23 protein-coding genes are annotated in these 24,179 nt (G+C 64.2%); 6 read left to right on the forward strand and 17 right to left on the reverse strand.

Annotated elements, in window-relative coordinates:
• Positions 1 to 14 precede the first annotated feature (14 nt).
• The 6 genes from CH291_RS25935 to CH291_RS25960 form a co-directional block, all read right to left on the reverse strand.
• Positions 15 to 1,079, reverse strand: coding sequence for a BtrH N-terminal domain-containing protein (locus CH291_RS25935; protein WP_032382558.1), 1,065 nt, complete (start codon positions 1,077 to 1,079; stop codon positions 15 to 17).
• Between the two features lie 46 nt (positions 1,080 to 1,125).
• Positions 1,126 to 1,962 carry an SDR family oxidoreductase gene (locus CH291_RS25940; protein WP_027498262.1) on the reverse strand — a complete coding sequence of 279 codons (837 nt, stop codon included), beginning with the start codon at positions 1,960 to 1,962 and terminating at the stop codon, positions 1,126 to 1,128.
• A 394-nt stretch (positions 1,963 to 2,356) separates the two neighbouring features.
• Positions 2,357 to 3,097, reverse strand: a complete 741-nt coding sequence (locus CH291_RS25945) for a transglutaminase-like domain-containing protein (protein ID WP_094689069.1) — start codon at positions 3,095 to 3,097, stop codon at positions 2,357 to 2,359.
• Between the two features lie 69 nt (positions 3,098 to 3,166).
• A complete protein-coding gene (locus tag CH291_RS25950; RefSeq protein WP_094689014.1) occupies positions 3,167 to 4,375 on the reverse strand; it encodes an NAD(P)/FAD-dependent oxidoreductase in 1,209 nt (402 codons plus the stop codon).
• Positions 4,372 to 5,760 carry a cytochrome P450 gene (locus tag CH291_RS25955; RefSeq protein WP_032370839.1) on the reverse strand — a complete coding sequence of 463 codons (1,389 nt, stop codon included), beginning with the start codon at positions 5,758 to 5,760 and terminating at the stop codon, positions 4,372 to 4,374. The genes CH291_RS25950 and CH291_RS25955 overlap by 4 nt, the downstream gene beginning before the upstream one ends.
• A 24-nt stretch (positions 5,761 to 5,784) precedes the next feature.
• Positions 5,785 to 6,105: a 2Fe-2S iron-sulfur cluster-binding protein gene (locus CH291_RS25960; RefSeq protein WP_024793405.1), complete on the reverse strand. Its 321-nt coding sequence runs from the start codon at positions 6,103 to 6,105 to the stop codon at positions 5,785 to 5,787.
• 109 nt (positions 6,106 to 6,214) lie between these two features.
• On the opposite strand from CH291_RS25960, the gene CH291_RS25965 reads away from it, so the two are divergent.
• Entirely contained in the window at positions 6,215 to 7,240 is a 1,026-nt protein-coding gene (locus CH291_RS25965) for a helix-turn-helix domain-containing protein (RefSeq protein ID WP_094689015.1), read from the forward strand.
• 137 nt (positions 7,241 to 7,377) lie between these two features.
• On the opposite strand, the gene CH291_RS25970 is transcribed toward CH291_RS25965, so the two are convergent.
• The 5 genes from CH291_RS25970 to CH291_RS25990 form a co-directional block, all read right to left on the reverse strand.
• Positions 7,378 to 8,121: a recombinase gene (locus CH291_RS25970; protein ID WP_255175797.1), complete on the reverse strand. Its 744-nt coding sequence runs from the start codon at positions 8,119 to 8,121 to the stop codon at positions 7,378 to 7,380.
• Positions 8,122 to 8,489: 368 nt separating this feature from the next.
• Complete coding sequence (locus CH291_RS25975) at positions 8,490 to 9,656, reverse strand: site-specific integrase (protein ID WP_094689016.1); 1,167 nt, start codon at positions 9,654 to 9,656, stop codon at positions 8,490 to 8,492.
• A 205-nt stretch (positions 9,657 to 9,861) separates the two neighbouring features.
• A complete protein-coding gene (locus tag CH291_RS25980; RefSeq protein WP_176456963.1) occupies positions 9,862 to 11,094 on the reverse strand; it encodes a TniQ family protein in 1,233 nt (410 codons plus the stop codon).
• Positions 11,091 to 11,894 (reverse strand): TniB family NTP-binding protein, encoded by an 804-nt coding sequence (locus CH291_RS25985; protein WP_255122989.1) that lies wholly within the window; start codon positions 11,892 to 11,894, stop codon positions 11,091 to 11,093. Before CH291_RS25985 ends, CH291_RS25980 begins: the two co-directional genes overlap by 4 nt.
• A 138-nt stretch (positions 11,895 to 12,032) precedes the next feature.
• Positions 12,033 to 13,712, reverse strand: a complete 1,680-nt coding sequence (locus CH291_RS25990) for a Mu transposase C-terminal domain-containing protein (RefSeq protein ID WP_032386874.1) — start codon at positions 13,710 to 13,712, stop codon at positions 12,033 to 12,035.
• 296 nt (positions 13,713 to 14,008) lie between these two features.
• Here CH291_RS25990 and CH291_RS25995 point away from each other — a divergent pair, with 296 nt between their 5' ends.
• Together CH291_RS25995 and CH291_RS26000 are read left to right on the forward strand one after the other, a co-directional pair.
• Positions 14,009 to 14,431: a hypothetical protein gene (locus CH291_RS25995; protein ID WP_032370903.1), complete on the forward strand. Its 423-nt coding sequence runs from the start codon at positions 14,009 to 14,011 to the stop codon at positions 14,429 to 14,431.
• Between the two features lie 85 nt (positions 14,432 to 14,516).
• Positions 14,517 to 15,143: a DUF305 domain-containing protein gene (locus tag CH291_RS26000; RefSeq protein WP_094689017.1), complete on the forward strand. Its 627-nt coding sequence runs from the start codon at positions 14,517 to 14,519 to the stop codon at positions 15,141 to 15,143.
• A 106-nt stretch (positions 15,144 to 15,249) separates the two neighbouring features.
• Here CH291_RS26000 and CH291_RS26005 read toward each other — a convergent pair whose 3' ends face one another.
• The 3 genes from CH291_RS26005 to CH291_RS26015 all read right to left on the reverse strand — a co-directional run bounded on the left by CH291_RS26005 (position 15,250) and on the right by CH291_RS26015 (position 18,367).
• Positions 15,250 to 17,433: a heavy metal translocating P-type ATPase gene (locus tag CH291_RS26005; protein WP_094662895.1), complete on the reverse strand. Its 2,184-nt coding sequence runs from the start codon at positions 17,431 to 17,433 to the stop codon at positions 15,250 to 15,252.
• A 34-nt stretch (positions 17,434 to 17,467) separates the two neighbouring features.
• A complete protein-coding gene (locus CH291_RS26010; protein WP_027494143.1) occupies positions 17,468 to 17,698 on the reverse strand; it encodes a heavy-metal-associated domain-containing protein in 231 nt (76 codons plus the stop codon).
• Between the two features lie 156 nt (positions 17,699 to 17,854).
• Entirely contained in the window at positions 17,855 to 18,367 is a 513-nt protein-coding gene (locus tag CH291_RS26015; RefSeq protein WP_143545969.1) for a hypothetical protein, read from the reverse strand.
• Between the two features lie 162 nt (positions 18,368 to 18,529).
• Between CH291_RS26015 and CH291_RS26020 the strand changes: the two genes are divergently transcribed.
• Entirely contained in the window at positions 18,530 to 18,715 is a 186-nt protein-coding gene (locus CH291_RS26020; RefSeq protein ID WP_032382549.1) for a hypothetical protein, read from the forward strand.
• Between the two features lie 38 nt (positions 18,716 to 18,753).
• Here CH291_RS26020 and CH291_RS26025 read toward each other — a convergent pair whose 3' ends face one another.
• The 3 genes from CH291_RS26025 to CH291_RS26035 all read right to left on the reverse strand — a co-directional run bounded on the left by CH291_RS26025 (position 18,754) and on the right by CH291_RS26035 (position 21,979).
• Positions 18,754 to 20,478 carry a ParB/RepB/Spo0J family partition protein gene (locus CH291_RS26025; protein ID WP_094689019.1) on the reverse strand — a complete coding sequence of 575 codons (1,725 nt, stop codon included), beginning with the start codon at positions 20,476 to 20,478 and terminating at the stop codon, positions 18,754 to 18,756.
• Positions 20,479 to 20,577: 99 nt separating this feature from the next.
• Complete coding sequence (locus tag CH291_RS26030; RefSeq protein ID WP_037106629.1) at positions 20,578 to 20,865, reverse strand: hypothetical protein; 288 nt, start codon at positions 20,863 to 20,865, stop codon at positions 20,578 to 20,580.
• Positions 20,866 to 21,229: 364 nt separating this feature from the next.
• Complete coding sequence (locus CH291_RS26035) at positions 21,230 to 21,979, reverse strand: ImmA/IrrE family metallo-endopeptidase (protein WP_256980979.1); 750 nt, start codon at positions 21,977 to 21,979, stop codon at positions 21,230 to 21,232.
• Positions 21,980 to 22,124: 145 nt separating this feature from the next.
• Here CH291_RS26035 and CH291_RS26040 point away from each other — a divergent pair, with 145 nt between their 5' ends.
• Complete coding sequence (locus CH291_RS26040) at positions 22,125 to 22,448, forward strand: alkylmercury lyase (RefSeq protein WP_094689071.1); 324 nt, start codon at positions 22,125 to 22,127, stop codon at positions 22,446 to 22,448.
• Between the two features lie 147 nt (positions 22,449 to 22,595).
• Positions 22,596 to 23,060, forward strand: a complete 465-nt coding sequence (locus CH291_RS26045) for a VOC family protein (RefSeq protein ID WP_094689020.1) — start codon at positions 22,596 to 22,598, stop codon at positions 23,058 to 23,060.
• Positions 23,061 to 24,179: the final 1,119 nt, after the last annotated feature.

Consider the following 24,179-nt stretch of genomic DNA (forward strand, 5'->3'; position numbering starts at 1 on the left):
AACGACGGTGGGCATCATCTCGTGATGGCGGACAGCGAGCGTGAAGCAGACTCCAGGGACTCCACCAGGATCAGCTCGAGTTCCGACAGTCTGGCAGCCGACACGGCCACCGCAGCTGCGCGTGTTCGTACATCGAGACCGCGTTGTGTTCCGGCGCGGGCAGTTTCGGTCCAGGCCTGGGCGCAGTGATCGGCGGCCACCGCGAGGTCTGCGGTAGCGGGATCACCGGTCAGACGTGCAATCTCGGTACAGCCGTCGGCGAGAAGCCGACGAAAGAGCCCGCCTCCGGTTCCGGCCTTTTCGATGAAGATACCGAGACTGAACAGCAGCGTCTCGAGGTCATCGGGCGGAAGGTCGACCCAGCTCTTGACGTCGGTTGCCAGCTGGTCGACCGCGGCCAAACCGTCGGCACCGGCTGCTGGTATGTGGTCGGCTATTCCCGGTGTCGATGGGGCGTGCATGCTGGCGGCGGATCGGGCGAAGGCCGCGGCCGCGGCAGTCGACACGGGCGGCAGTGTCTGCGGCCACGTGATTCGGTACGTGCAGTGACGTGTCGGTTGCGGGAACGAGGTGGAAGATCGCGCCCGAGCCAGCGCGTCGAGCGGGATCTTCTGCACGTCGGCCCGATCGTTGTCGACGACCGAGGCAGTCCCCCCGATCTCGTCGTAGCCGATCACCACGATGTCGTGGCGACTCATCTGCAGTTTCACCCGTAAGTAGGGCAGCTCAGCGATATCGGCCCAGACCAGACTGGGTCTTCCCGCATCGATGTCGTCGCGAACCCATGACCATCCCTCACCGGGATCGTCGGTCGTGAGAACCTCGACTTGTCCGCCGAGCCTGCGCGGTAAGTCGATCTCGAAGTCGGCACCGCGGCCGACCAGGTACATCGGTGGGACCAGGTCGTCCGATCGCAGGTAGGACAAACCCAGATCACCACCCAGTGCGAACACCAACCCCTCGTCGGGTGGTCCGTCCCATCCCAGACCGTGCCACTGGAGAAGGTCTCGCATTGCACCCGACCCGCAGTGCCCTCCCATCCGGTGGGGATAGTTCTCGATCAGAGTCGTGGGGGTCACTGTGACTGCCTTTCGGGTTGCTGGTCGAGCGCGCGTGTCGGCACGCTCAGCTGTTCCGGATTCTGTCGAGATACGTTCGGCGAGCAGCCATGTCGACGTCCGCGAGGAACACCGAATCTGTGTTCAGGGCCGCACCCAGTCCGGTCGCCAGCCGCCGGGGGACGAATTTCACCGCCGCGACCATTGCGCCTGCGAGACGGGTGACGCGGACGAAGGGGCGTGGATTCTCGATCAGATCTGCTGTCGCGCGGGCGATCTCCTCCGGCTCGGCGTTGCGTAATCCCTTTGCGCCGGCGGTTCCGGCGACGAGTTCGGTGTTGGTGAACGTCGGGCGGACTGTGGACAGTCGAACCCCTGACTTGCGGTACTCCAGTCGTGCGGCCTCTGTGAATCCGATGACTGCGAACTTGGTAGCGCAGTAGGTCGCCAAACCAGGTACCGCGAGCTCGCCGGCCAATGACGCAGTGTTGATGATGTGTCCGGTGCGGCGCGGCAGCATGCGCTGAAGAGCCAGTTTGGTCCCGAAGATGACACCCAGGACGTTGATCTCGACTTGACGCCGGGTTACTGCATCGTCCTCTTCGTGGGCGTGGCCGGTAGGCATGATGCCCGCGTTGTTGATCAGGATGTCGAGGGGTCCGAGTTCACGTTCGACCAGGTCCAGAAACGTTGTGAACGAGTCAGGTTCGGTGACGTCGAGTCGGGTGACGACCTTCACCCCGAGTTCGGCGGCGGCCTCCTTCGCACGTGCCTCGTCGATGTCGCCGATGGCGACCCGGTGGCCTCGTCGAATCAACTCCTTCGCTGTCTGATAGCCGATGCCGCGAGCTCCACCTGTGATCGCCACGGTCCTGGCGGGGGTGTGAGGTGCGTTGTTCGTCATGCTGCGCTCCTTGCATAGATGAGAGACATCGGTAGACGCCTGTCGGCCCGCTCTCGCGGTAGCGGCTGCGCACACGGGAGAGGGATATGGGTATCGCGCGTCGTCTCGTGCCCGGGGAGGCGTTCGGATCGGTCGTTCATCGCCCGCAGCCGCAACCCCAGCGGCAGAACGGGTCTCGTCTGTTCGGTGCAACTTCCGGTGTCGGCCTTACCACGGCCGCGCCGACGAGACAGTCATGTGGCACAGCTCTGCCAGCAGGTATCGGCTCACCCGATTCGAAGGTGTCCGAGGCGGTCCGAGTGTTCACGATCGCGATTGTTCGCGGAGAGAGCTCCGACCGATCGGCAGTCGGCCGCGATACGGGGTTCGGCGCGTATGTTCTCACCGCTTGTGTTCATCGAGACTCCCGCGGCGAGTTTCGATCCCCGGGAGTTTCGTCCGGCCGGGTGCGGCCGGTGAAAACATCATCGAGTGGGTGAGCGCCCGTGAAGATCGTGGGGCCGTAGGCGTGCCGAAGCACCGTCAAGATCGCGTTCAAGGGTAGGTCGTCGAAGACTCCTCGCTCGCGGACATACTCCATGTGCTGAGCTCCGTCTGCGGTGAAGGCATGCATGAGAGCATCGCGATCGCCGTCGAATTCCACTGGCGGCACGCCGAAACGAGCGCACAACTCGACATTGAATGCCGGCGTGGCCTTCAACCACCGGCCCTCGATGTAGAGGCGACTGTAGCCGTGGTAGACGAACAGATCGGTGCCGCCCATCAGCGCGCGCAACGTCTCGGTCTGCAGGTGATTTCGGACGTCGGCGAAGCCGAGCAGTGCCGGGATACCCGCCGCCCGGCACACTGCGGTCAACAGCACCGCCTTCGGGACGCAATAAGCGCGCCCGGCCTCGAGGACGAAGCTCGCCCGATAGTGGGCCGGATCGTCCGACACGGTGTACGGGTCGTACCAGATCCGGTCGCGGACGGCGGCGAAGAGGCGTCTGGCCTTGTCACGGTCGCTGCTCGCATCCCCGATTACCGCGGCGGTGAACGCCCGCACGGATTCGTGCTCGATGTCGAGGAAGTCCGTTGCTCCCAGGTACGCGTGTGGTGGCTGCGTAGTATGTGCCCCGGGCGGGCGGTCTGTCATGGTCATCGCCGATGTTCCCTTCTCTGAGCAAACCGGTTGCTGTTGTGTGCACAACGACCGAAGGATCGGTCAGTTGCGCGCGAGTGCGCCGAGCATCAGGTCTTCGCGTTGGACGGGGAGTCGCTGGGCGATCACCCGTTTGCTGTACATGAACTCGCGCGGGCGACCTATGCAGTCGGCGGCAATGAGCTCACCGGCCTGGAGATAGAAGCAACTGAAATCACTGTCGCGGGTGGGGTCACCACTGAGAACCACTTCGTCGTATCCAGTGTTGAGGCCGGCGATCTGCAGCTTGAAGTGATACTGATCCGACCAGAACCACGGCAACGCTTCGATTTTTCTGGACTTCCCGCAGGCGGTCGACGCAGCGACTTTGGCCTGCTCTCCTGCGCTCGAGACGGACTCCAACCGTAGTCGACGGCCGTAACGGGCCATGTCGTGGCTCGCGCAGTCCCCCGCCGCCATGATGTCGGGGTCGTTGGTCCGAGTGTGATCGTCGATCACGATGCCGTTGTCGATGACAAGACCCGCATCGGCGGCGAGGTCGGTGTTCGGCTCGACGCCGACACCGACGATGACCAGATCTGCGAGGATCGATTCCCCGCTGGCCAAACTGACTTCACGAACCTCACGGTCACCGGACAGGCCCTGAACCATCGCGTTCGTTCTGATGTCGACTCCCTGCTCGCGATGTATCCGCTCGAAGAACGTCGAAACCTCGGGAGCAGTGACCCGCTCGAGCACACGCCCAGTTGCCTCGAGAACTGTGACCTGCACGCCCAGTGCGCGCAGCGATGCCGCTGTCTCGAGTCCGATGTAGCCGCCTCCGACGATCACCACCCGCCGGCCAGGGCCGGTGGCCATACGTATCCTCTCGACGTCCGCTGCGGTGCGCAGGTAGTAGACCCCGTGGAGATCGGCCCCGGGAACGGTGAGCCGACGAGGGCGGGCTCCCGTGCACAGCGCGAGCTTGTCGTAGGCCAGCTTCTCCCCGGTGTCGAGAACGACGTTGCCTTCCGACCGAACGATGGCCTCCACCTGCGCGTTCAGGAGCTGAATACCTTGCTTGGAGTAGAAGTCCGTGCTGCGAATGGCGATATCGTCGAGTACGCATTTGCCCGCCAGATATGCCTTCGACAGCGGGGGGCGTTGATAGGGAGCGGCAGACTCGTTACCGATGAGGACGATGTCGCCTGTCCAACCTTCTTGGCGCAAACTAGCTGCCAGTTGTGCCCCAGCATGGCTTGCGCCGACGATGATCGCCCGTTGCGATGTCATACGCTGGAAGTAGGCGTCAGGCGCACCATCATCTTGCTGATGCCCCGCACGAAATTCGACTGAACATACTCGGGGTCGCCGACGACCTCGATGTTCTCGAAGCGGGGAAGCAACTCCTCCCACAGAATCCGCAGCTGCATTTCGGCCAGCCGATTGCCCATACACCGGTGCACACCGAATCCGAACGCGATGTGATTGCGCGCATTGGCACGATCGATGATGAAATCATCAGGATTCTCGAAAACGCGTTCGTCGCGGTTACCCGAGGCATACCACATCACCAATTTGTCACCCTTGCGGATGAATTGTCCGTTCAGAACGGTGTCGGCTTTGGCGATTCGGCGCATGTACGCCAAGGGTGTTTGCCATCGGATGATTTCCGAGTTCATGTTGGGGATCAAATCGGGATTGGCCTTCAATTTCTCGAACTGGTCGGGGAATTGGTTCAACGCAAGAACGCCACCGCTCATCGAGTTACGCGTCGTGTCGTTCCCACCGACGATCAGCAGGACGAGGTTGCCCAGAAATTCCATCGGACGATCGATCAGATCCTTGGTGTCCTCGTTGCTCTGCAACATGGTGATCAGATCGAAACCGGACTCTTCCCCTGCAGACCTCCTGGCTGCTTTGTCATGCCAGAGAGCGCTGAGGCCACGCGCCATGTCACGCATGCCCTCGAACACCTCGTCGTTGTCCGAGGGCCCACCGTTGGCTTGCTCCATCGAGGTTGCCAAATCGGACCAGTAGACGAGTTTGCGGCGTTGTTCGTAGGGGAAATCCAGAAGAGTTGCGAGCATCCGAGCTGTCAACTCGATCGAGACATTCTGCACCCAGTCGAACGGCTCGTTCAAGGGGAGGTCGTCCAATACCTCCCGTACCCGCGATCGGATCAGTCCCTCCATCTCCCGGAGGTTCTTCGGTGCGACAACCCCCTGGACGGCAGCGCGCTGCTTGTCGTGGCGTGGCGGGTCCATCGCGATGAACATCTCGATATCGAGAAACCGGGGCGGAACGCCGATGACGATGAACGGTTCGGCCGAGAACACAGCGTGATTCTTGTCGACGGCCACGATATCGGCATGGCGCGTGACCGACCAGAACGGGCCGAACGGACTATTGGGTTGGTAATGAACCGGTGCCTCGTTCCGCACGCGCTCGAAGTACGACTGCCACCGCCCTTGTCTGTAAAGAAAGGGGTTACTGAGGTCGATGTCGGCGAGCTCGACATCCTCGACCGGTGGAATGGGACTTTCGACGAAGATCTTCTTGCCATTCGTGCCAGTCACCCACCGTCGGGTCTTGTCGTACAAATGAGCGCCCTGGATCTGCAGCCCTATCGGGATGGTCGACTGGACCTTGTCGGCGATCGACTCAGAAACTTTCATGCTGTCGTGCCTGCCTTTCGCACATCACAATTGGAATTCAGGTGTTCGAACGATCAGGCCATCCCACGCTTCCGAGGCCACCATCTGGCACGACAACCGAGACGTGGGTTCACGCTCGGGGTTCATCGCCAGCATCTCCTCCTCGTCGGCGCCGGACAGACCCACCTCTCCTGACCACTGCGGGTCGACGATCACATGGCAGGTGCCACAGGCCGTTTCGCCCCCACAGTCTCCATCGATCCCCGGCACAGCATTGTCGGTTGCAATCTGCATCAGCGAGCGACCTTCGACCAGAGCCGCCTCGTGCTTCTCACCATCGTGGGCGACGAAAATTACAGCTGCCATGTCAACTCCTCGTTTTCCGGCGTGATTGACGAAAGTGTCGTCGCAAACGCGGGTGACGGCTATGTTCGGTGGAGTCATAAACTTGTGAATTCGGGTCAAAGGGGTCACCGTGAAGCTGAGCGACGAGGGCGTGCCACCGCTTGCGTTCGTGCAGCTGCTCGAACGCCGCGCACTCGACCCTGACGCCGCCGCGCGGCTTCGCGCGATCATGCACCGCGAAGGAACCAGTGAAGCGACGCTCATTCAGCATGACGTCCAGGCGCCGATACGGTGGTTTCGGGAGGTCTATCCCGAACTCGATATCGCCCAGGCCACTCGACTCGGATTTGCGTTTGCCGAGCAGGCCCAGTTGACATCGTTCGGGCCCCTGAGTTCACCTTTGATCAGCGCTGGTTCGGTCGCCGAGATCGTCGATCTCCTGACATACCTACCATTGATCTCCACGGCGTTGAAATCGCAGTTCCACACCGGCGACTACGGTCTGATCGTCGGGCTCACTGCGCACACAGGCGATTCCGCACTGGACTGCTTGGTCATCACCTACGGCGGGTCGGCGTTACTACGACTGCTGGACATGCTCGCCGGTGACATATCGCCGGTGACACTCCATCTGAGCTGGCCGGAGCCGACCGAGGTGAGCCACGACAAAGGTCCGGCGAATCGCCGGTTCTTCGACGCTCCGATTTCCTTCGTCCACGTACCCGAGGACACACTAAACAAGGCTTGTCGCTTCTCGGACCCCCTCGCATATCGTCTCGCTATCACTGATCTGCAGCGAACACTCGCCCAGCGGAGTGGGTCCATGTCATCCGCCGAGAAGGTGAGGCAACAGTTGGAAAAGGACCTCGGACAGCGAACCAACCATGATGTTGCACAAGCATTGTCGATGTCGAGTAGCACGTTGAAACGGCGGCTTGCCGAAGAAGGAACCACCTATAGCAAGGTGCGCCACTCGCTGCTGTACGAACGCGCGATGCTACGGCTCCTCGACCGATCGGTTTCGGTCAGCGAGATCGCTACCGAACTCGGATACAGCGACCTCGCCAACTTCTCTCACGCCTTCAAACGCTGGACCGGACGCTCTCCGAAAGATTTCCGAAATCCCCGACTCTCAGACGACCCGGATTCGACGTAGACCCCGCAGAACGGGGTCGAGATCGATGCCTCGTTCGTTCGCGGCCTGATCGATCTTCATCTCGGAGATTTCTGAGACGTCACCGCCTCCCTGCCGTGAGAAGAAGAGTGTGTGCAAACCCGAGTACCAACCACTAGTCACTCGACGGTGTCGGCCGGCACGCGTGCGGTCTCCGATTCGAGAAAGTCGACGAGAGCTTCCAACAGGCTGTCCGCGCGGGTTTCGACATCGGCCAGGACAGAGTCCACGTCGTCGAGAAGACCGTGGGCGTGTCTACGCGCAAGCGTTCCGCGTTCGTAGTAGCCGGGGTCGAGTAGAACCCGCGGTACTGGATCCGGTGCCGCGATCTGCTCCGGATGTTGTGACCGCGCAGTGGGCTGCAGGTGGGTGGGTGCCCTTCCGTCCCAGTGCATTCGCACGATGCCCGCTACCGCACGGGCGGTCAGCGGGGTCGCAGCCAACGGGGTGTGGCCCCACCGGTCGATCGCAGTCGACAGCGGATGTTGACCGGCCGGGTCGAAATACCGGTCGTATCCGCCGAGCCCGGTGCCGTCCACGGCATCGAAAGCGTCGGCGAGCATTCGGGTGCTCGGATACCGGGCCTGATGGCCGAGCACCTCACACCAGCGCTGGTACACCGTGCGCGGAGAAATGCCCGTCCCCGCCAGCGCGAGGGAGGTGAGGGTATGAACGCCGCGGCCTGTCTCGACGCGAAGGGCGTCGAGACCCGCATCGGCGGTGACATCGCATGCCCGCAGGGCCGCGATCTGCGTGTACGGCAGACCTGTCGTAGCGAGCGTGAGGATCAGTACGTCTCTGCGTGCAAACAACGCTGACGGCCAACCGTATTCGGGAAGCCGTGCGATGATTCCGCCGATCACGGCTGCCACCTCCTGCAGGCGCGACGTGCGGGCCCCATCCAGCGCAGCCCGGACGGTCTCAGCGCGCCCTGGAGGAGGTAATAGATGCCGATGATGAGCGGAGTCGATCACCGCGATCCGACGGCGTTGGGTCGTCGGCGCGGCGGGGTGCGCATACAGGAACCGAGCAAGTGACTCAGGAGAGGCCGCCAATGGGGGTTCGCCATGGGCGGTGCACCAGTCCTCGAACAGTGACCACGTGTGCCGATCCCGCCTCGGTATCGACGTGTTCGTGATGTCCGATGCACGTATCGGACAAGGGCGGTCGTCGTGGTCAGCATCTACCCCGGTCGTCCCGTCGCCGCTCACTGGCTCGGTCGGGTGCCTGGTCATAAGCCGAGCTCGGTGACGGCGTTGCCGACCAGTGGCGCATTCTCGTGAGCGTATGTTTCGACCATTGCGGGTGTGGTGTGCCCGGTTTGGCGCATGATCGCATGCGCGTCAGCTCCGTTGCGGAAGGCCTGCGTGACGAAGCCGGAACGGAGGGAATGCCCGCCGAGCTGAGCGACGGTGACGGGGCCGTATCCAGCTCGAGTAGCGCGGCGGCGGATCGCCGCGTGCACCGCGGCTCCGGACAGGGCTGTGTCGGAGAGGTTGCCGTTCTTACGGACGGACCGAAACAGAGGGGACCGTTTCTCGACCACAGGAAGGGTGCCGCGGCAGATATGGGAGTCGAATTCCACTGCGCGGGAAAGTATTCGGATGACAGCAACTCTGCCGCCGGTGTCGAACGCTGCGACGATCTGCAGCCATCGCACCCACGCGCAGACCGGACATGACTCGTGGCGGTCGGTGAACGGGAGTGCTTTCACGGTTCCGGTGCCGTCCTGGTCGGTCTTCGACTTCCGGATACGTACGTGCGCACCGTCGAGGCGGTCGCGGTGGACATCGCGGCATTCGAGCGCTACGAGTTCGCTGCGGCGGAATGCGCCGGTGTAGCCCATCAGCAGTAGCGCGGTGTCGCGGCGTTCGAGGACCTCCGACGCCCAGCCCGCTGCAGTGCGTCGGGCGTGGTCGACGATCGTAGTGATGTCAGCGGTGAGGAGCGGGGCACGGGGCCTGCGGGGCCGCTCCCCCGCAGACGCGTAATCCCGCCGGATACCCGAGAGGGTGGCGCGGACCATCTCGTGCCCGCACGGGTTGTCGTGTCCAGTAGCGCGGTGGCGGTCCGTGACCGCCGCGATCCATTTGTCGAACGTCGACGGCGCATACGCCCGCGTCCCGTCGACGGTGAGCGTGTCGGCAGCGCCGACGAGGTACGCCGCCACCGTTGCGGGATGCGCCGGCAAAGCCTGGTGCCCGAGGACGATGCACCAGTTCTCGAATCGCCTCCACGCCGAGGCATAGGCACGGCGTGTTCCGGCCGAACGAGAAGCTGCGATCGACTGTTCTATCCGAGCAGCGACCTCGACCGGTAGGTCCGGGAACACTGCCACACCACTCACCGAGACGAGTGAATCCGCGTCCCCGACCTTACCGAGCTGCCGATCTGCCATGACAAGCACTGTAGCGAGCACCTCCGACAGACCTCTCAAGCCGAAAACACGCTGAGCAGGCCTTTTCGCGATGATGGTGCGGGAAGGAAAATTCTCGTCGGTCACCGCACAGATAACGTTGGTGACTATGACCCGGGCGCGAAAACGGGCTTCTCGGCTGTCGCCGCGTGTGCGCCGCGGACGACCCCGCTCCATCGGGCGATAGCTATGTCGGCGGATGGTGCAGCGGGATCCCGTGGTCGAGGAACAGTTGCACCGTCTCATCCAGCTCCGCTGCGGTGCGGCACCCCCAGCGCAGGAAGTTGTACAACGAACTGGCGGATGCGGGATCGACGCGCGCTGCCGCGATGGCGGCCTCGGCCGCAGCGTGCGCGTCAGCCCATAAATCGCGCTCGGGTGCGGGATAAGACGAGCGCGTCGGAGCTGTCCCGGGATCGACCGGCTCATACGGTCGTGGGCTCAGCAGAGATGCGTGCGCACCGCCGGCGTCGATCTCACCGCTCTCGACCATCGCAATGCCGATCGCTGCGGCCTCGAGGACTTTCGCCTGCTCGTCCCAGTGCAGGTCCTCGAACGGAACCCACGCGGTCCGGAGCGGGCGGGAACGACCGGCGGCCTTCCAGATCGCAACGAGTCTCGTCGCCCACCGTCCGGTGCGAACCAGTGGTGAGGACACTTCGTCGACGACGGTGCGCAGCAGTCGGAACCAGACTGCGGCATGTACCCGGCCTGGGCCGAGTTCCACCCATCCCGTCGTCAGGGCCTCGGTGCTGCGCCGATCGAGGTCCGTGACCGCCGAGGGAACCGGAACGGGCGAGACCCGTTCGTCCGAACCGAACCGGACCTGATCCCAGAAGATCGCATGACCAGGGAAAACAGAGCAGGGTTCGAGTCGACAACGGTGGTCGAGGCAGCTGCTCAGCACCGGATATTGCTGCAGCAGAGCCATGTTGATACCAGCAGTGGATTCGAGGCTGTCGACACATGCCGGGCATGCCCGACTACGCGGAGTGCTCGCCCACGGCAACCATGCCTCGCTCGTGGGTGTGCGACGTCGTCGATCCTCCCTCGCGAGGTCGGCCGGTAGCAGGATCGAGAACTGGTGGACGTAGGTGTCGAAGTCGCAGTCGGCGGGGTCGGTGCTGTCGAGCAACCACGGTGTCCACCCCGCCAACGTCATCATCCGCACCCTCTCTACCGGGACTGCGCCGCGACCGGCCAGCTCGATAAGTATCGGCTCCGGTGTGTAGCGGTCGAGATCCTCGACAGCACAATCGATATCGAGGTCTGCAAGCAGGTCAGAAGGCTTGATGTGCGGATACAGCTCGCATATCCGGGCCACCCAGGACGAGAGGGCCTCACCTGGCAGTGGCTGCGGATGCAGCGGCCACGGGCGAACGTACGCATCACCGGGCATCGGTGCGAGCCGCGCGTTCACGCGAGGTGGCGCTCGAACTGGCGGCGCCGCTCGGTGGGACCGAGGTACAGAGTGCGCGTGAGCACCGATGAGGTGATCGCTTCCTCTCCGCTGTCGACGGCGGTCACTGCTGCGGCAGTGAGCAGCGTTGTCAGTTCACCGATGGTGCCCTCGGAGCGAGTGAGGAGGTAGTCGGTCATCTCCGGTGATGTCAGGTGCGAGGGTTTACGGAGGGGGAAGCTCGTGGTGAAGCTGGCCAGCAGTGATCTGGTGTCGGCAGTGTTGGTACAGACCGGCAAAGTCATGGGGTGGAATCGGTTCTCCAGCTGGGGATCGGTCCGGATGGCGAGGTAGGCGTCGCGGGTTCCGACAGCGACAAGAGGAATGCGTAGTTCGTTGCCCAGGAATCGCAGCACGTTCAAGAATTCGCGGCGGACGTTGTCGCGGCCGGCGAGAACATTGTGGAGCTCGTCGATGATCAACATCTTCACGCCGGTGGCGCGGAGCAGCATCAATGCTTGCTGTTCGAGTTCGTGGACCCGATTGCGGGGCCTGGTCGGTGTTCCCAACGCTGTGAGCAGTGCGAGGTAGAACCGGCCGGGTGACGGGTCCGGGGGCATCTGCATGCACAACACCGGTATCTGCTCGCGGTCGGACAAGCTGATCGGCGGATGAGTGCGCCGGAACTTTTCGATGATCATCGACTTGCCGTTGTTCGTCGGACCGAGCAACAGTAGGTTCGGCATACGCTGTCGGTCCGGCCACGACAGCAACGTCTCCAGATGGTCGATGACCGTACGGGCCTGCGGATACCCGTCCATCTCTCCGACCGGATCAACCGGATCCGCTCCGCGTCGTCGAGTGCGGTGAGCGGTCGAACCGACTCCCGCAGGTGCCCCAAATCCTCGCTGGACGACTCGGTGGGTTCGTTGCTGCTTCCTTTCGATGCGGTCATCGGCTCACCATTCCTCGATGTCGCTGAAGACCGGCGTTGCGGTGCCGCCGTCCGTTTCAGGCTCCACCGGCGGGTGGATCGCCGGGATCGGTGCAGACGCGGCGCCGGTGAGATGCGTGCGGCGGGCACGGTTGCGCCGGGCTTTGCGGGTGGCTTTCTGCGAGCGGTCGGTGACCTCACGCATCTGCTCGATCATCGAAAACAGTGCGCTCTCATCAACGTTCGACCGACCTTGTTCGCGGAGACGGGCGATAGCAGCTCTGTGCTCCCACAGTGTCACCGCGGGATGTGACATCGTCCGGTACGGCACCTCGACATAGCCTGCACCGTCTGGTTCGAGGACCCAGATTCTGCTCAGATCGCGTGGGTCACGTCTTATCACGAACCGCCCCAACTCCTCTCGCCGCGCAACCCACGGTTTGAGCGCGTTCGAGAAGTAGTGCACGTGATCGAGAACGAAGCCCGTGCGCGTCAGACGTCGCCGGATGACGGGAAGAAAGTCCACCAGGAACGCGGTCTCGCCGAGCACCACACGATGGGCATGACCAGCTGCGGCGACACCGCCGGCCCACACGGCGGCCGGAGTGTTCCCGATCCCTGAATGCACGCTCGCGTGATACGAGGCTATCGCCAGAACCAGCCAGCGCTCCAACTCGCGCAATGTCAACGCGGCGTGCTTGTCCGAGTCGTAATTTCCTCGGTCCGCGGGGTTCGAAAAAGTGGTCCCGGGTAGCTCGTGCACAGCCGTCATCGCCGTTCCGAGAATGCGTTCGACGATCCCGCCGTAATGCGGCCGGCCCGGTGGACGGTATTCGAGGGTGATCGCGTGCTGGGCGCATCCGCGGCGTAACGCTTCGCTTTTGAACTCGGCGGCATTGTCGAGGTATAACCGCTTCGGCTTGCCTGCCATCGGCCATTGCACCTGTTCGGCCAGCTCGCATGCTTCGAGCCACGTCTGCTTCTCGCTGCACACCCGGCCCAGGCACAACCCAGCAGATACGGCTGACGGTGCCTCCAGAGTGACGACGAACCCGAGGACGGTACGGCTGAAGACATCGATGGCGATCGTCAAGTAGGGGCGACCTATCGTTTGACGCTCGTACTCGTCGACGATCATCACATCGACGACGGTGTGGTCGATCTGGACCTGATCGAGAATCCCCGCAACCGCCGGTGGAACGTCGCCGGCGGACTGACGCGGCCGGGCGGCATCGGGTCCCCCGCGTGACCTGGCCACCGACGCCGGATGGAGGCCGGCGATACGCGCGGTGACGGTGTTCCTGGCCGGCACAGGCAGACCCGCACGGTGACAGGCCAATGCGATACGTCTATGCAGCGCAGCGACACTGAGCTTCTGACGGTGAAGAAAGTATCGAGTCAGATGGTCGGCGATCACTTCCTCGACCTCAGCGGATACTCGGCTGCGGCCACGCCCACCCGACGAGACCTTCGTCAGAAGATCGGTGACCGTCCCCGTCCCGTTCCTGAGCCTGCCGACCAACGTGTAGACCTGCCGCCTGGACAGTCCCAAGCGCTGCGCTGCAGCGTCGACCGCTTCCGAACGCACCGGATGCATCTCCAGCAAGGGAGCCAGGACAGCGAAACGGGTCTCGGCCTGGGACCACCGCTCCCCCGACGCTGTCAGCACACCGGTCTCCACGACGTCGAGCTTGTCGGGGTCCATCACAAGCCTCCCTGTCACCGAGAGCCGAACATGCGACCGTGCACCGCACTTTTGACATCAGAATGTCAGAAGACACGTGCACTCACCCTCGTAACGCCTGCAATGAGTGCAGCCGTCTTCTGAAACTGACAGATTGTCAGATTCAGAAGTGAGCTGCACTGGTTCAGAAGTCGAGTGCACAGCTCCTTAACTGGGGCGGCGTTTCCCAGAGATTCGGCCTCTGCCCGACAGCGGAGGGCGGGCGATCCCCTGGTTCGCCATTACCCCTGGGGGGTATCTCTGCTACCGTCAAGGGCATGCAATTGGCAGTCAGACGTGGTCGACGGGGCACGGCCTCGGTGACCGGTCTGCTAATTGCACTGACGGTGTTCGGTGTCCTGTTGATGCATTCGGTGACACCGATGTCGATGTCCGTAACCGGCTCGATGTCGTTGAACGGCGGCCGTGCCTCGATGGCGACGCCGCTTCATATGTCCGAAACTATGTCGGTTCCGGTGATGGCCGGGGAGCACGACTGCCCGACGGCCCACCAAATGATGCACCCTTGTGTGGGCACGACGGTGTCGTCGCCCGCGCTGACGGTCCCGGCGTTGAGCGCAGCCATCGATCCAGTACCGACGCTACTCAACCGGACCGTCGGATGCACCGATTCCACGCTCGAACGTGCACCGCCGTGGACGTTGTGGGAGTTGGACAGATCGGTGACCTTGCGAGTGTGACAGGGAGCCCGGTAGACGCGCGTCGACCGGCGGACCGAAACACGTCACACACCCCTGATTGTCCACTCTTGCAAGGAGATTCCACATGCGTACCAAAGTCATGGCTTCACTCGCTGCTGCCGCCGCCAGCGCGTTCCTCGTCGTCGGCTGTAGCAACGACTCGACCGAGTCGTCGATGGACGGGCATTCCATGGGCTCGATGTCCTCGGCACCGATGTCCTCGGCCCAAGCAAGCGCGTCCGCAGAGTTCAACGATGCCGACGTGATGTTCGCGCAGATGATGTATCCGCACCACGCCCAAGCAGTCGAGATGGCCGACATGGCGAACGGCCGCACCGACAACCCGGACGTGCTGTCGCTGGCATCGGCGATCGCCGGCGCACAGCAGCCCGAGATGGACCAGATGACCACCTGGCTCACCGAGTGGGGCCAGCCCGCGCCCTCGGCTGACATGAGTCAGATGGGCGGGATGGACCACAGCTCCGACAGCGGCATGATGACCGCTCAGGACATGGACGCGTTGATGGCAGCGTCGGGACCCGAATTCGACCGCCAGTGGTTGACGATGATGATCGCCCACCACACCGGTGCCATCGAGATGGCCAACACCGAAATCGCAGACGGTTCCAACCCTGACGCCCTGGAGATGGCCCGCACCATCGTCGCCACCCAGCAGCAGGAAATCGAGACCATGCAGCGGCTGCTCGGCTGACCTGGTCCGCTATACACAACGATGGCCGCATCCTCTCCGGCGGAGAGGGTGCGGCCATCAGCGCTTCGCAGTCGTCAGGGCTGCGTTTCCGGTACGAGATCAGCTCTCACAGTGACGGTGTGCGCTGCGACGGAGAATTGGAACTCCCCTCGTTCACCGCTCCGGTGATGGTGTCGGGCGTGAGGTCGAGTCGCCGAAGCAGCTGCGCGTTCGCGGCGACGATGATCGTCGACAGCGACATCAGGATCGCGCCGATCGACATGGGCAGCACGAACCCGACCGGCGCGAGCACTCCTGCCGCGAGCGGAACTGAGATGAGGTTGTATCCCGCTGCCCACCAGAGGTTTTGCTTCATCTTCCGGTACGAGGCGCGCGAGAGTTCGATCACCGACAACACCGACCTCGGATCGTCGCTGGCGAGGATCACCCCTGCCGACGCGATAGCGACGTCGGTGCCGGCCCCGATCGCGATACCGACATCGGCCTGTGCCAACGCTGGGGCGTCGTTGACTCCGTCGCCGACCATCGCCACCGTGCGTCCTTCACTCTGCAGTTCAGCGACGTTGTGGGACTTGTCTTCCGGTTTCACCCCGGCGAAGTAGCGGTCCACACCGAGCTCGGTGGCGACGGACTTCGCGACGGCATCGGCATCACCGGTGATCATCACCACCGCGACTCCGCGGGCGTGGAGCGCGTCGATTGCCGTGCGTGATTCGGGCCGGATCTCGTCGGCGAGCGCAAGGGCACCGATCACGGCACCGTCGGCGAGGACGTGCAGGATGATCGCCCCGTCGCCCCGCCACCGGTCGGCGACAGCAAGTTCGGATCCGTGTTCCTGCTCGAGCAGCGCGGGCCCGCCGACCTGCACGCGGGTGCCGTCGACGTCCGCAGAGACCCCGACGGCGGGAGACGACTGGAAGTCTGCTGCAGCCGGGACGGTCAGGTTCCGCGCGCGTGCGGCCGCAACGATGGCCCGTGCGAGTGGGTGCTCTGAGTCGGCTTCTGCGGCAGCAGCCAAAGCGAGGACATTGTCGGCGGTGCGCCCGTTCGTCACCTCGATTGCGGTGACGGTGGGTTCACCCTTGGTGAGGGTCCCGGTCTTGTCGAAGAGCACGGTGTCCACCGTGCGCATGGTTTCGAGTGCGAGCCGGTCCTTGACCAGAACCCCGCCGCGGGCGGCACGTTCGGTGGCGATGGAGACCACCAGCGGGATCGCGAGCCCGAGTGCGTGCGGGCAGGCGATGACCAACACGGTGATGGTGCGGATGACGGCGTCGTCGGGCATCCCGAATAGCGTCCACACCAACGCGGTGATGATCGCAGATCCGAGAGCGAACCAGAACAGCCAGCCGGCGGCGGTGTCGGCGATGCGCTGGGCCCGCGAGGTCGAGTTCTGGGCGTCGGCGACCAGGCGGCCGATGCCGGCGAGGGCGGTGTCCTCCCCTACTGCGGTGACCTTGATGCGGAGACCGGAGTCGGTGGCGACAGTGCCGGCGACGACTTGGTCGCCGTCGCTGCGGCGGACGGTGCGTGATTCGCCGGTGATCATCGATTCGTCCATGCTCGCCGATCCGGAGACGATGGTGCCGTCGGCCGGTACGCGGCCACCGGGGCGCACGACGACGACATCACCGAGCTGCAGCTCGGACGGGGGCACCGGCACCACATCGTCGCCGTCGACGCGTTCGGCGGTGTCCGGAAGCAGCGCCGCCAACGAGTCCAGAGCGGAGGTGGTCTGCGCGAGGGATCGCATTTCGATCCAGTGCCCGAGCAGCATGATCACGATCAGCAGCGCCAGTTCCCACCAGAAGTCGAGCTGATGATCGAGCAGGCCGAGGCTTGCTCCCATCGACGCGACGAATGCGACGGTGATCGCGAGGGCGATGAGCAGCATCATTCCCGGTGCACGTGAACGGATTTCGCTGACTGCTCCGGAGAGGAACGGGGAACCGCCCCAGGCATACATCACCGTTCCGAGCACCGGGGAGACCCAGGCGATCCACGATGAGTCGGGCAGTGAGTATCCGAGGAGCATCGCGAACATGTTCGAGGCAACGATCACCGGAAGGGCGAGGACCAGCATGATCCAGAACAGACGACGGAACATGCCGACGTGGTCCCCATGACCGGCGTGGCCACCGTGACCGGTATGGCCTTCGTGACCGGTATGGCCTTCGTGTTCCTTCTCGCCATGGCCGGAGTGGGCTGCGCTGTGTTCGGATGCATCGTGGCCCGGCAGCGTGCCCGCTGTCTCGGCTCCGCCAGCGTCGGCATGTGTGTGGTTGTTCATCGCGGGAAATCCTTCTCTCCACCAGGTTCAGCGGTTACGCGGTGCGCGAATCTTTGGGTTGCGGTTCGACTGTGTATCCAGCCTCGCGGACAGCTGCGATGACACCGGCGTGGTCGGGCACGTCAGCACTTGTCACCGTCAGAGTTCCCGCAGCTGCAGATGCCTCGACCGTGTCGACTCCTGCAACGGTGCTTACTTCCTCCCGGACTGCCGCTTCGCAGTGACCGCAGGTCATGCCCGTGACTTTGTAAACCGTGGTGATCATGTCGCGCTCCTCTGGCTGCTTAGATACCCCCTGGGGGTATCTCGATGACATGTCGACCATACCCCCTCCCCGTATGTTTCGGAAGGCCGTTGGCTGCGTCGAGTGGCTTACGAACCTGCGGCGAAGACCAGTCCGTTGGCCGAACTTCGGATCGAGTCATGGTGCGGTGGGGTCTACGTCGAATCGGCCTGGGTGCGCAGTCCTGACATAGCGGACCGCAGTGGTGGTGCCGATACCGAACACGGTCATCAGGGCAACTGGGTCGCCACTGTGGGCGGCCTCGTCGAGGATGCGATCGACACGCAGTTCGCGGGCGGTGATGCCGAGGTCACGGAATGGCCGGGTGATGTAGTGGCGACTGCCCGGCAGTGCGGTAGGCGCAGTTATCCGGGTGATCAGCAAGTACGGATTCGTGCTGGTCGGCCACCGCAGCTGACGGTAGATCAGCCAGTCGCGGAGCACCTCAGCGGTGAACTCGTCCAACCAGAACGTGTGGCGGGTGTGCGTACGGGTGACGGTTGCTCGTCCTGCCGAACGGTCGAGATGGTCGAGTCGGAAGCCGATGACCTCTTCGATCGTCAGCGCGTGGACCGCGACGAGCGCCAGAATCACCCGGTCATCGGGCCTGCTCAGCTGATCGAACAGCCCATGCACGCGGTCGGACGGCAACGGTCTGAGGATCCTGCGGCTGCTTTCGTCAGCCGCCTGCCCGTCGTGAGCAGTCCGGTGGTGGGGCGTCGAGCGGGGGAGCTCGAGGGGCTGCCGCAGGCCCCCTCGACCCGGGCCGGGGACGCTCCCCCACCTGCGCTGCGGGGCCGATACTGTCCGGCGATGGACAGATACCGAAGTGCCGCCCTCGGCCTGTACGGGCTCGCTGTTGTCGCCCGGCTGTTGACCTGGGGTGAGCTCAGCGCGTCCGAACGCAGCGAGAGCGCAGTGATGCTGCTGCTCGTCGGTGCCGCCATCGCGGCGGTGCTCAGCCTCGGCAGTACTCGCACCAACCGCAGCGACGGATGAGGGGTGGCGGGCACATGATGCCCGCCACCCCTGCTCCATTACTGGTCGGCGGCGTTGTCCTCACTGGGCGCGGTGAGCGCGTCGTACGCCTGCTCGGGGGTGACCATTCCGGCTGCGGCCTGCTCGACCACGGTCAGCACGTGGCCGTGCTGGTCGAGGAAGCCCAGGTAGTTGTCCTGGTTGCCCCAGGACGTGCGACGCCAGGAGTCGTTGCCCTTGCCGCTCACTCGTGCTTCGTAGGCGGCGAGGATCTGCGCGAGCAGGATCACCTGCGCGCGGGTCTCGCTGGGCGTCTTGTCGATCATGGCGACGAGCGCTCGCCGCGCGGCTTTGTCCGCGACACCGGGGTATCCGGCGCTGGGGCTGGTGTCGGCGGGCACGGTCACACCGAGCAGCTCTGCGAGGTACTGCGGCGCTTTGTTCTCGGTCAACAGTCCCGGCTCGTCGACGAGGGTTTCGGTGATCCACTTCCCTGCCCCCTTCGGCAGGGTCTTGCGGGTGAGGAACTTCGTCAGCCATTCCTTGCGGACGATCGTCGCGGCGGCGCTGGCCTTGTTCAGTGCGACGGTGCGCCGCCGAGTGGCCTTCTCGGCTTCCTTCTCCGCGAGCGCTGCCTGCGCTGCCTTCTTCTCGCGTGCCTTCCTCTCGGCTACGGCCTGGTCGTCGGACGCGTCGGGTTCACTCGACGCTGCGGCCAGGATCGGCCCCAGCTTCACACCGGCCGCGTCGGGGTCGGCGGTGAAGTACTCCGGCACCCACACCTGGGCGACGGTGACGTCCTTGTGGTGGTGGTAGCCCTCGGTGGCAACAGCCTTCGGGGCTCCTTCGGTCGCCCAGTCGATCGACTCGGACTCGATCACCTCGCCGCTGGCGGTGAGGGTGATCTGCTCGTTCGGGGTCAGCCACACCGCCCAGTGCTCGGCCGCGCCGTCGATGACGGCCTCGGTGATCGGGTCTCCGTCTGCGGTCACCAAGTCCTCAGCGGCGACGTAGGGGCTGTCGTAGAACGGCTCGTCTGCCAGGACCGTCAGGCCCTTGTCCGCGTACGGGGTACCGGCTTCGGCGCGGGCCTTGCGTTCGGCGCGGTCCGCGATCAACTCCTGCGCGACGGAGCGGAACCGTGATCCGGCGTTGAGCAGTTCCTCGACAGCCTCGGTGTCGCCGTCGGCGTCGAACACCGCGACCACTGCCGCCTGCTCGAGGTCGAGCTGTCCGGCGTCGAGCGCCTCGCGGGCGGTCTGCGAGCGACCCGCTGTTCCTGCTGCTTTGGCGGTCTCCCGGCTGTCGTACTGCATCGTCTTGGCGATCTTGGTAGCCGACAGACCCAGCTCGAACATCTCGGTCACCGCTTTCGCGCGTTGACCGTCGGTGAGGGCGATACGGCGGTCGTTGGTGTTCACCTGCTGGGTGAGGCGTTCGATTTCGCGGTCCTTGGCCTTGCTCGCAGTCGGCCGAATCAGTACCGGAACACTGTCGACCCCGGCTTCGAGAGCGGCGAGGGTGCGGACCTGGCCGTCGATGACCACGATGCGGTCGCCGTCGCGGCGCGCGAGGATCGGCAGGAGCACACCGTGTTCGGTGATGGAGGCGACGACGGCGCGGAACTCATCCGAGTCGGTGTCGACCTCGTCGCGGACGTTGGGGCCGACTTCGAGGGCGGTGGGGTGCAGGCGGGCGAACTCCTCGCCCGCCCCCACGACCGGCGTGGTGCCGGTCGTGGGGGCTTCGGTTGCGGCGGTGGTGGTTTCGATGCTTGCGGTCATGGTGGTGTCTCTCCCTGGTAGATTCTTCGGTTGGAGACACCGGGCAGGTAAGAGCTGTCCGGTGTTTTCTTGTTTTCCGGGCCTGTACGGGCCCGGGGGTTATTGCTGAGCGGTGGCTGCCTGGTGGTGGCCTGCCTGGCGTGCGGCGTGGATTTCGGCCTCACTGGCTCCGTTTTCGCGGGCGGTGCATGCCCAGAACGCGGCCCGCTCGAGGTGCGCATCGACGGTGGTCGAATTTGCATCCTCAGCAGCTCGGTTGACCTGCTCGGTGTAGGCGGTGACCTGCGCGAGTGCGTGGGTCTTGACCTGCGCCGGTACCTGACGGATCGCGGTCATGACGGCGGTGTGCAGTCCCACCGTCCTCGGTCCTGTGATGGTGTCGTGCATGTCGCTACGTCCCTTCTCAACTGATGGCCGGACCCTGTTGCCCTGCCACGTTTTTTCGCCGTTTCTGGCGTGAGGAGAGAAATCAGCGCACGGGGACGACGGGGCAACCCTTCGGCCGGGCAGTTTTCGTGGGAGCGCAGCGACTGCTCGACGAAAAGTGTTCGGAGCCTTGGCCGTAGCGCAGCGGAGCGAGGGGTTGAGTCGGCGGTCACGGGTGATGGATGCTCGCCGGTAGCCAGAACCGGAGTGAAAACGTTTTTGCTCTTTCGAGTGCGGAGCGAAGCGGAGCTCGATTCGGTGGACACCGCCAGGTGGCCTGATCCGCCGGCCGGAACTCTCGGCCGGCGTACCTACCCCCACCGAGCTACGCGGCTTCCCCGGTCTCGGTGTCCTCGCCGGCGTCCGACGCGGCGGCGGCGGTGTCAAGTGCGTCGGCCAGCTCGTGGACTGCGGTCAGTACTGCTTTCGCGGTGGCGGTGACCTGCTCGAGGTCTCCTGCTGCCCATCCGGCGATGTAGCCGACGCTGTAGGCGCTGGTGTCGAGTCCGAGCATCCCGGCCAGGACGTAGGCGACGGATTCGGCTTCGACTTCCATCCGGCCCCGGTGCAGGTCCTTGCGGGCTTCGGGGCCGATGAGGTCGGGTGCGTGCATGATCGCGTGCGCTGCCTCGTGGATCATCGTTTTCGCGGCCGCTGCGGGTTCGAGGGCTGCATCGACGACGATCCGGTGGGAGCCGTCGGTGGTGGTATAGCCGTTCGCGCTGCTGGCGATCGCCTCGCGGGTGACGGTCCAGCCGCGCCCGGTCATGATCGCGGCCACGCGGTCGTAGATCGCGTCCGGATCGGCGCCGGTGAGAAGCTGGCCGATTTCCTCGGGCTGGGGGTGTCCCTCGATCGGGTCGGTTTGGGAGTGGTCGAACACCGACAGAATCGGGAACGTGGGCACCTTGCGGGTTTCTTCGTCGCCGGTGGCGGGGTCGGTCTCGGTGACGGTGCGGGAGCTGTAGCCGTAGATCCGGATCGCTTTCTCGCCCTTGAGAACCTGCCGCCCGCGCTGCTGCCAGGCACGGAATCCGGCGACCTGCGTTGCCTCTGGTTTCTGACTGAGGATCAACAGGACGTTGTTGAAAAAGGATGCGGAATAGCATCAGATGTACGATCGCCGCCCCGCCCGTTGCAGCCGACACGATCTCACCATGAACCGCCGCCCGTTGTGGCCGCACCGGCACGCCAACCGATTCGAGGGCAGACTCGCTCGTATGAAGGTGGAAATTTTGTACTTCGACGGGTGCCCGAACTGGCAGGAAGCTGCGGACCGGGTTCGCGCTGCAGCCAGCCTGATCGAACAGTCAGACATCGACATCGGTCACCGGCTGATCTCCTCCGACGCCGAGGCAGCGGCGTCGGCCTTCGCCGGCTCACCGACCATCCTCATCGACGGCGTCGATGCCTTCGACGATGCCGTGCAACTGACCGAACTCGCCTGCCGCGTCTACTCGACCGACCGCGGCCTGGCCGGCCTCCCGACCGTCGACCAACTCGCCGCGTCGCTGCAATCGAAAGGCGAAGCGCTGCAACGATGAACGCAGAAAAGGGTCACGTCACGCCGCCCCGGTCGAACACTGAGCGGTAGCGCCCGCGCGTCGACCAGCGCACCTCGACCCGCACGCACTCACCGAAGGCACGCAGCGTTCACTCCCTCGTGTCGTTCACCGGCGTTAGTGTTGCCCATGGCTATGTCCAGAGCGGTCCCCGCGCTGCCGGTACGGCACATCGAGACCGCGATCGCCGTCTACACCCGCGCCTTCGGCTTCACGGCGCAGTACTCCGATCCCACCTTCGCCAAGCTCACTCGAGACGACGTCGAGATCCACCTGTGGGCCTCCGACGACGACAGCTGGACCACCCGCACCGACCCTGCGCCGTGGCCGGTGTGCAGCGGAGCGGAGACCTTCCTCGCCGGAACGGCCAGCTGCCGCATCACCGTCGACGAGATCACGGAACTGTACGACGAACTCTCGCGCGCGGGCGTCCTGCACCCAGCAGACGCCGGCCACCCCGTCGCGACGGACTGGGGAACGACGGAGTTCGCGACCGTCGACGGCGACGGCAACCTGATCACGTTCTCCACGAACACTATTCGAACCGAAAGCGCGGTCGTCGACGGTGACGGTGACGCTGTCACTACTTCCTGACCGACGGAGCAGCTCGCGGCGTGCTTCGGCCTTGTCCGCTGTGCTGGTCTTGGTCCGTGATGCCATGACTGGCCCCTCTCCCTCGTGACCGGTCCCCCGGCCTGCTCTGCCAATTTCTTGTCGCCGTCATCTGGCGTGAGGAGAGACAGCAGCGCACGGGAACGACGGGGCAACCCCGCGGCAGGACACTTTTCGTGGGAGCGCAGCGAGTACGGGACGAAAAGTGTTCGGAGCCTTCGGCCGTAGCGCAGCGGAGCGCGGGGTTGAGGCGGCGGGCCCGGGTGATGCAGTATCGCCGGGAGCCAGATGTGCGACAAGAAATCGATGTCTTTCGCGGTGCGGAGCGCAGCGGAGTTCGGTTCGGTGGACGCCCGCAGGGTGGCCGGCACCGCCTGGCAGGCGGAATGCGAGACCGCTCGTCGAACGTCGGCAGGTGACCACCTCCACCTGAGGAGCTCGCCGGTGACTGTGCGGGAGCGACGGAGACCGGCCACGCTCGGTGTCGCGGCAGCTCGTAGACCCTGGATACATTCTTTTGTCGAACATTTATCTATTCCGCGCAATTAATCGACGAATATCCGGAAAAGAATCAGAGATATCCGCTGCTTTATTCCGGTAATAATTCGCGCTTGATAAGTACGCGATTAAACTTATATACCGGCCTTGACCTGGCGATACGTGGCCATCGTGCACTCTTCGAGAGGGTTGCGGAAAGGCCCTCAATATGGGACTCTAATGGAGGCGAAGCAACCGCTGAGCCAAGATATCGTGAATCCAACCGAAAGGCCGATATGCCACACGTGTGCGCAAATCACCCCGACAACGGGACGGAATTTCACTACGAAGGGAAAGTATTATGGCTGCAGAGAAGAATGATGGGTCCGAGACCGGGCGAGCAGGCTGGAGAGGATGGTTCACCAGGTTCAGAGGTTCACGACCCGTGAGGACCTTGTTGACACTAGGGCAGGTGAACTCACTGGTGAAGCTGGTGGGTCAGGTGTTCGGTGTCGAGATGCCGGGGCCAGGTGACGAGGTTTGGTCTCCTGTGTGGGCAGTGCTGCTGGCGGTCTGGGATGGGGCGGGTCCGTGGGTTCACAGGGCCGTTGACGTGCTGATTGC

This window comes from Rhodococcus sp. 14-1411-2a, from assembly GCF_002259485.1.
In the GTDB taxonomy this organism is placed as follows: Bacteria; Actinomycetota; Actinomycetes; order Mycobacteriales; family Mycobacteriaceae; genus Rhodococcoides.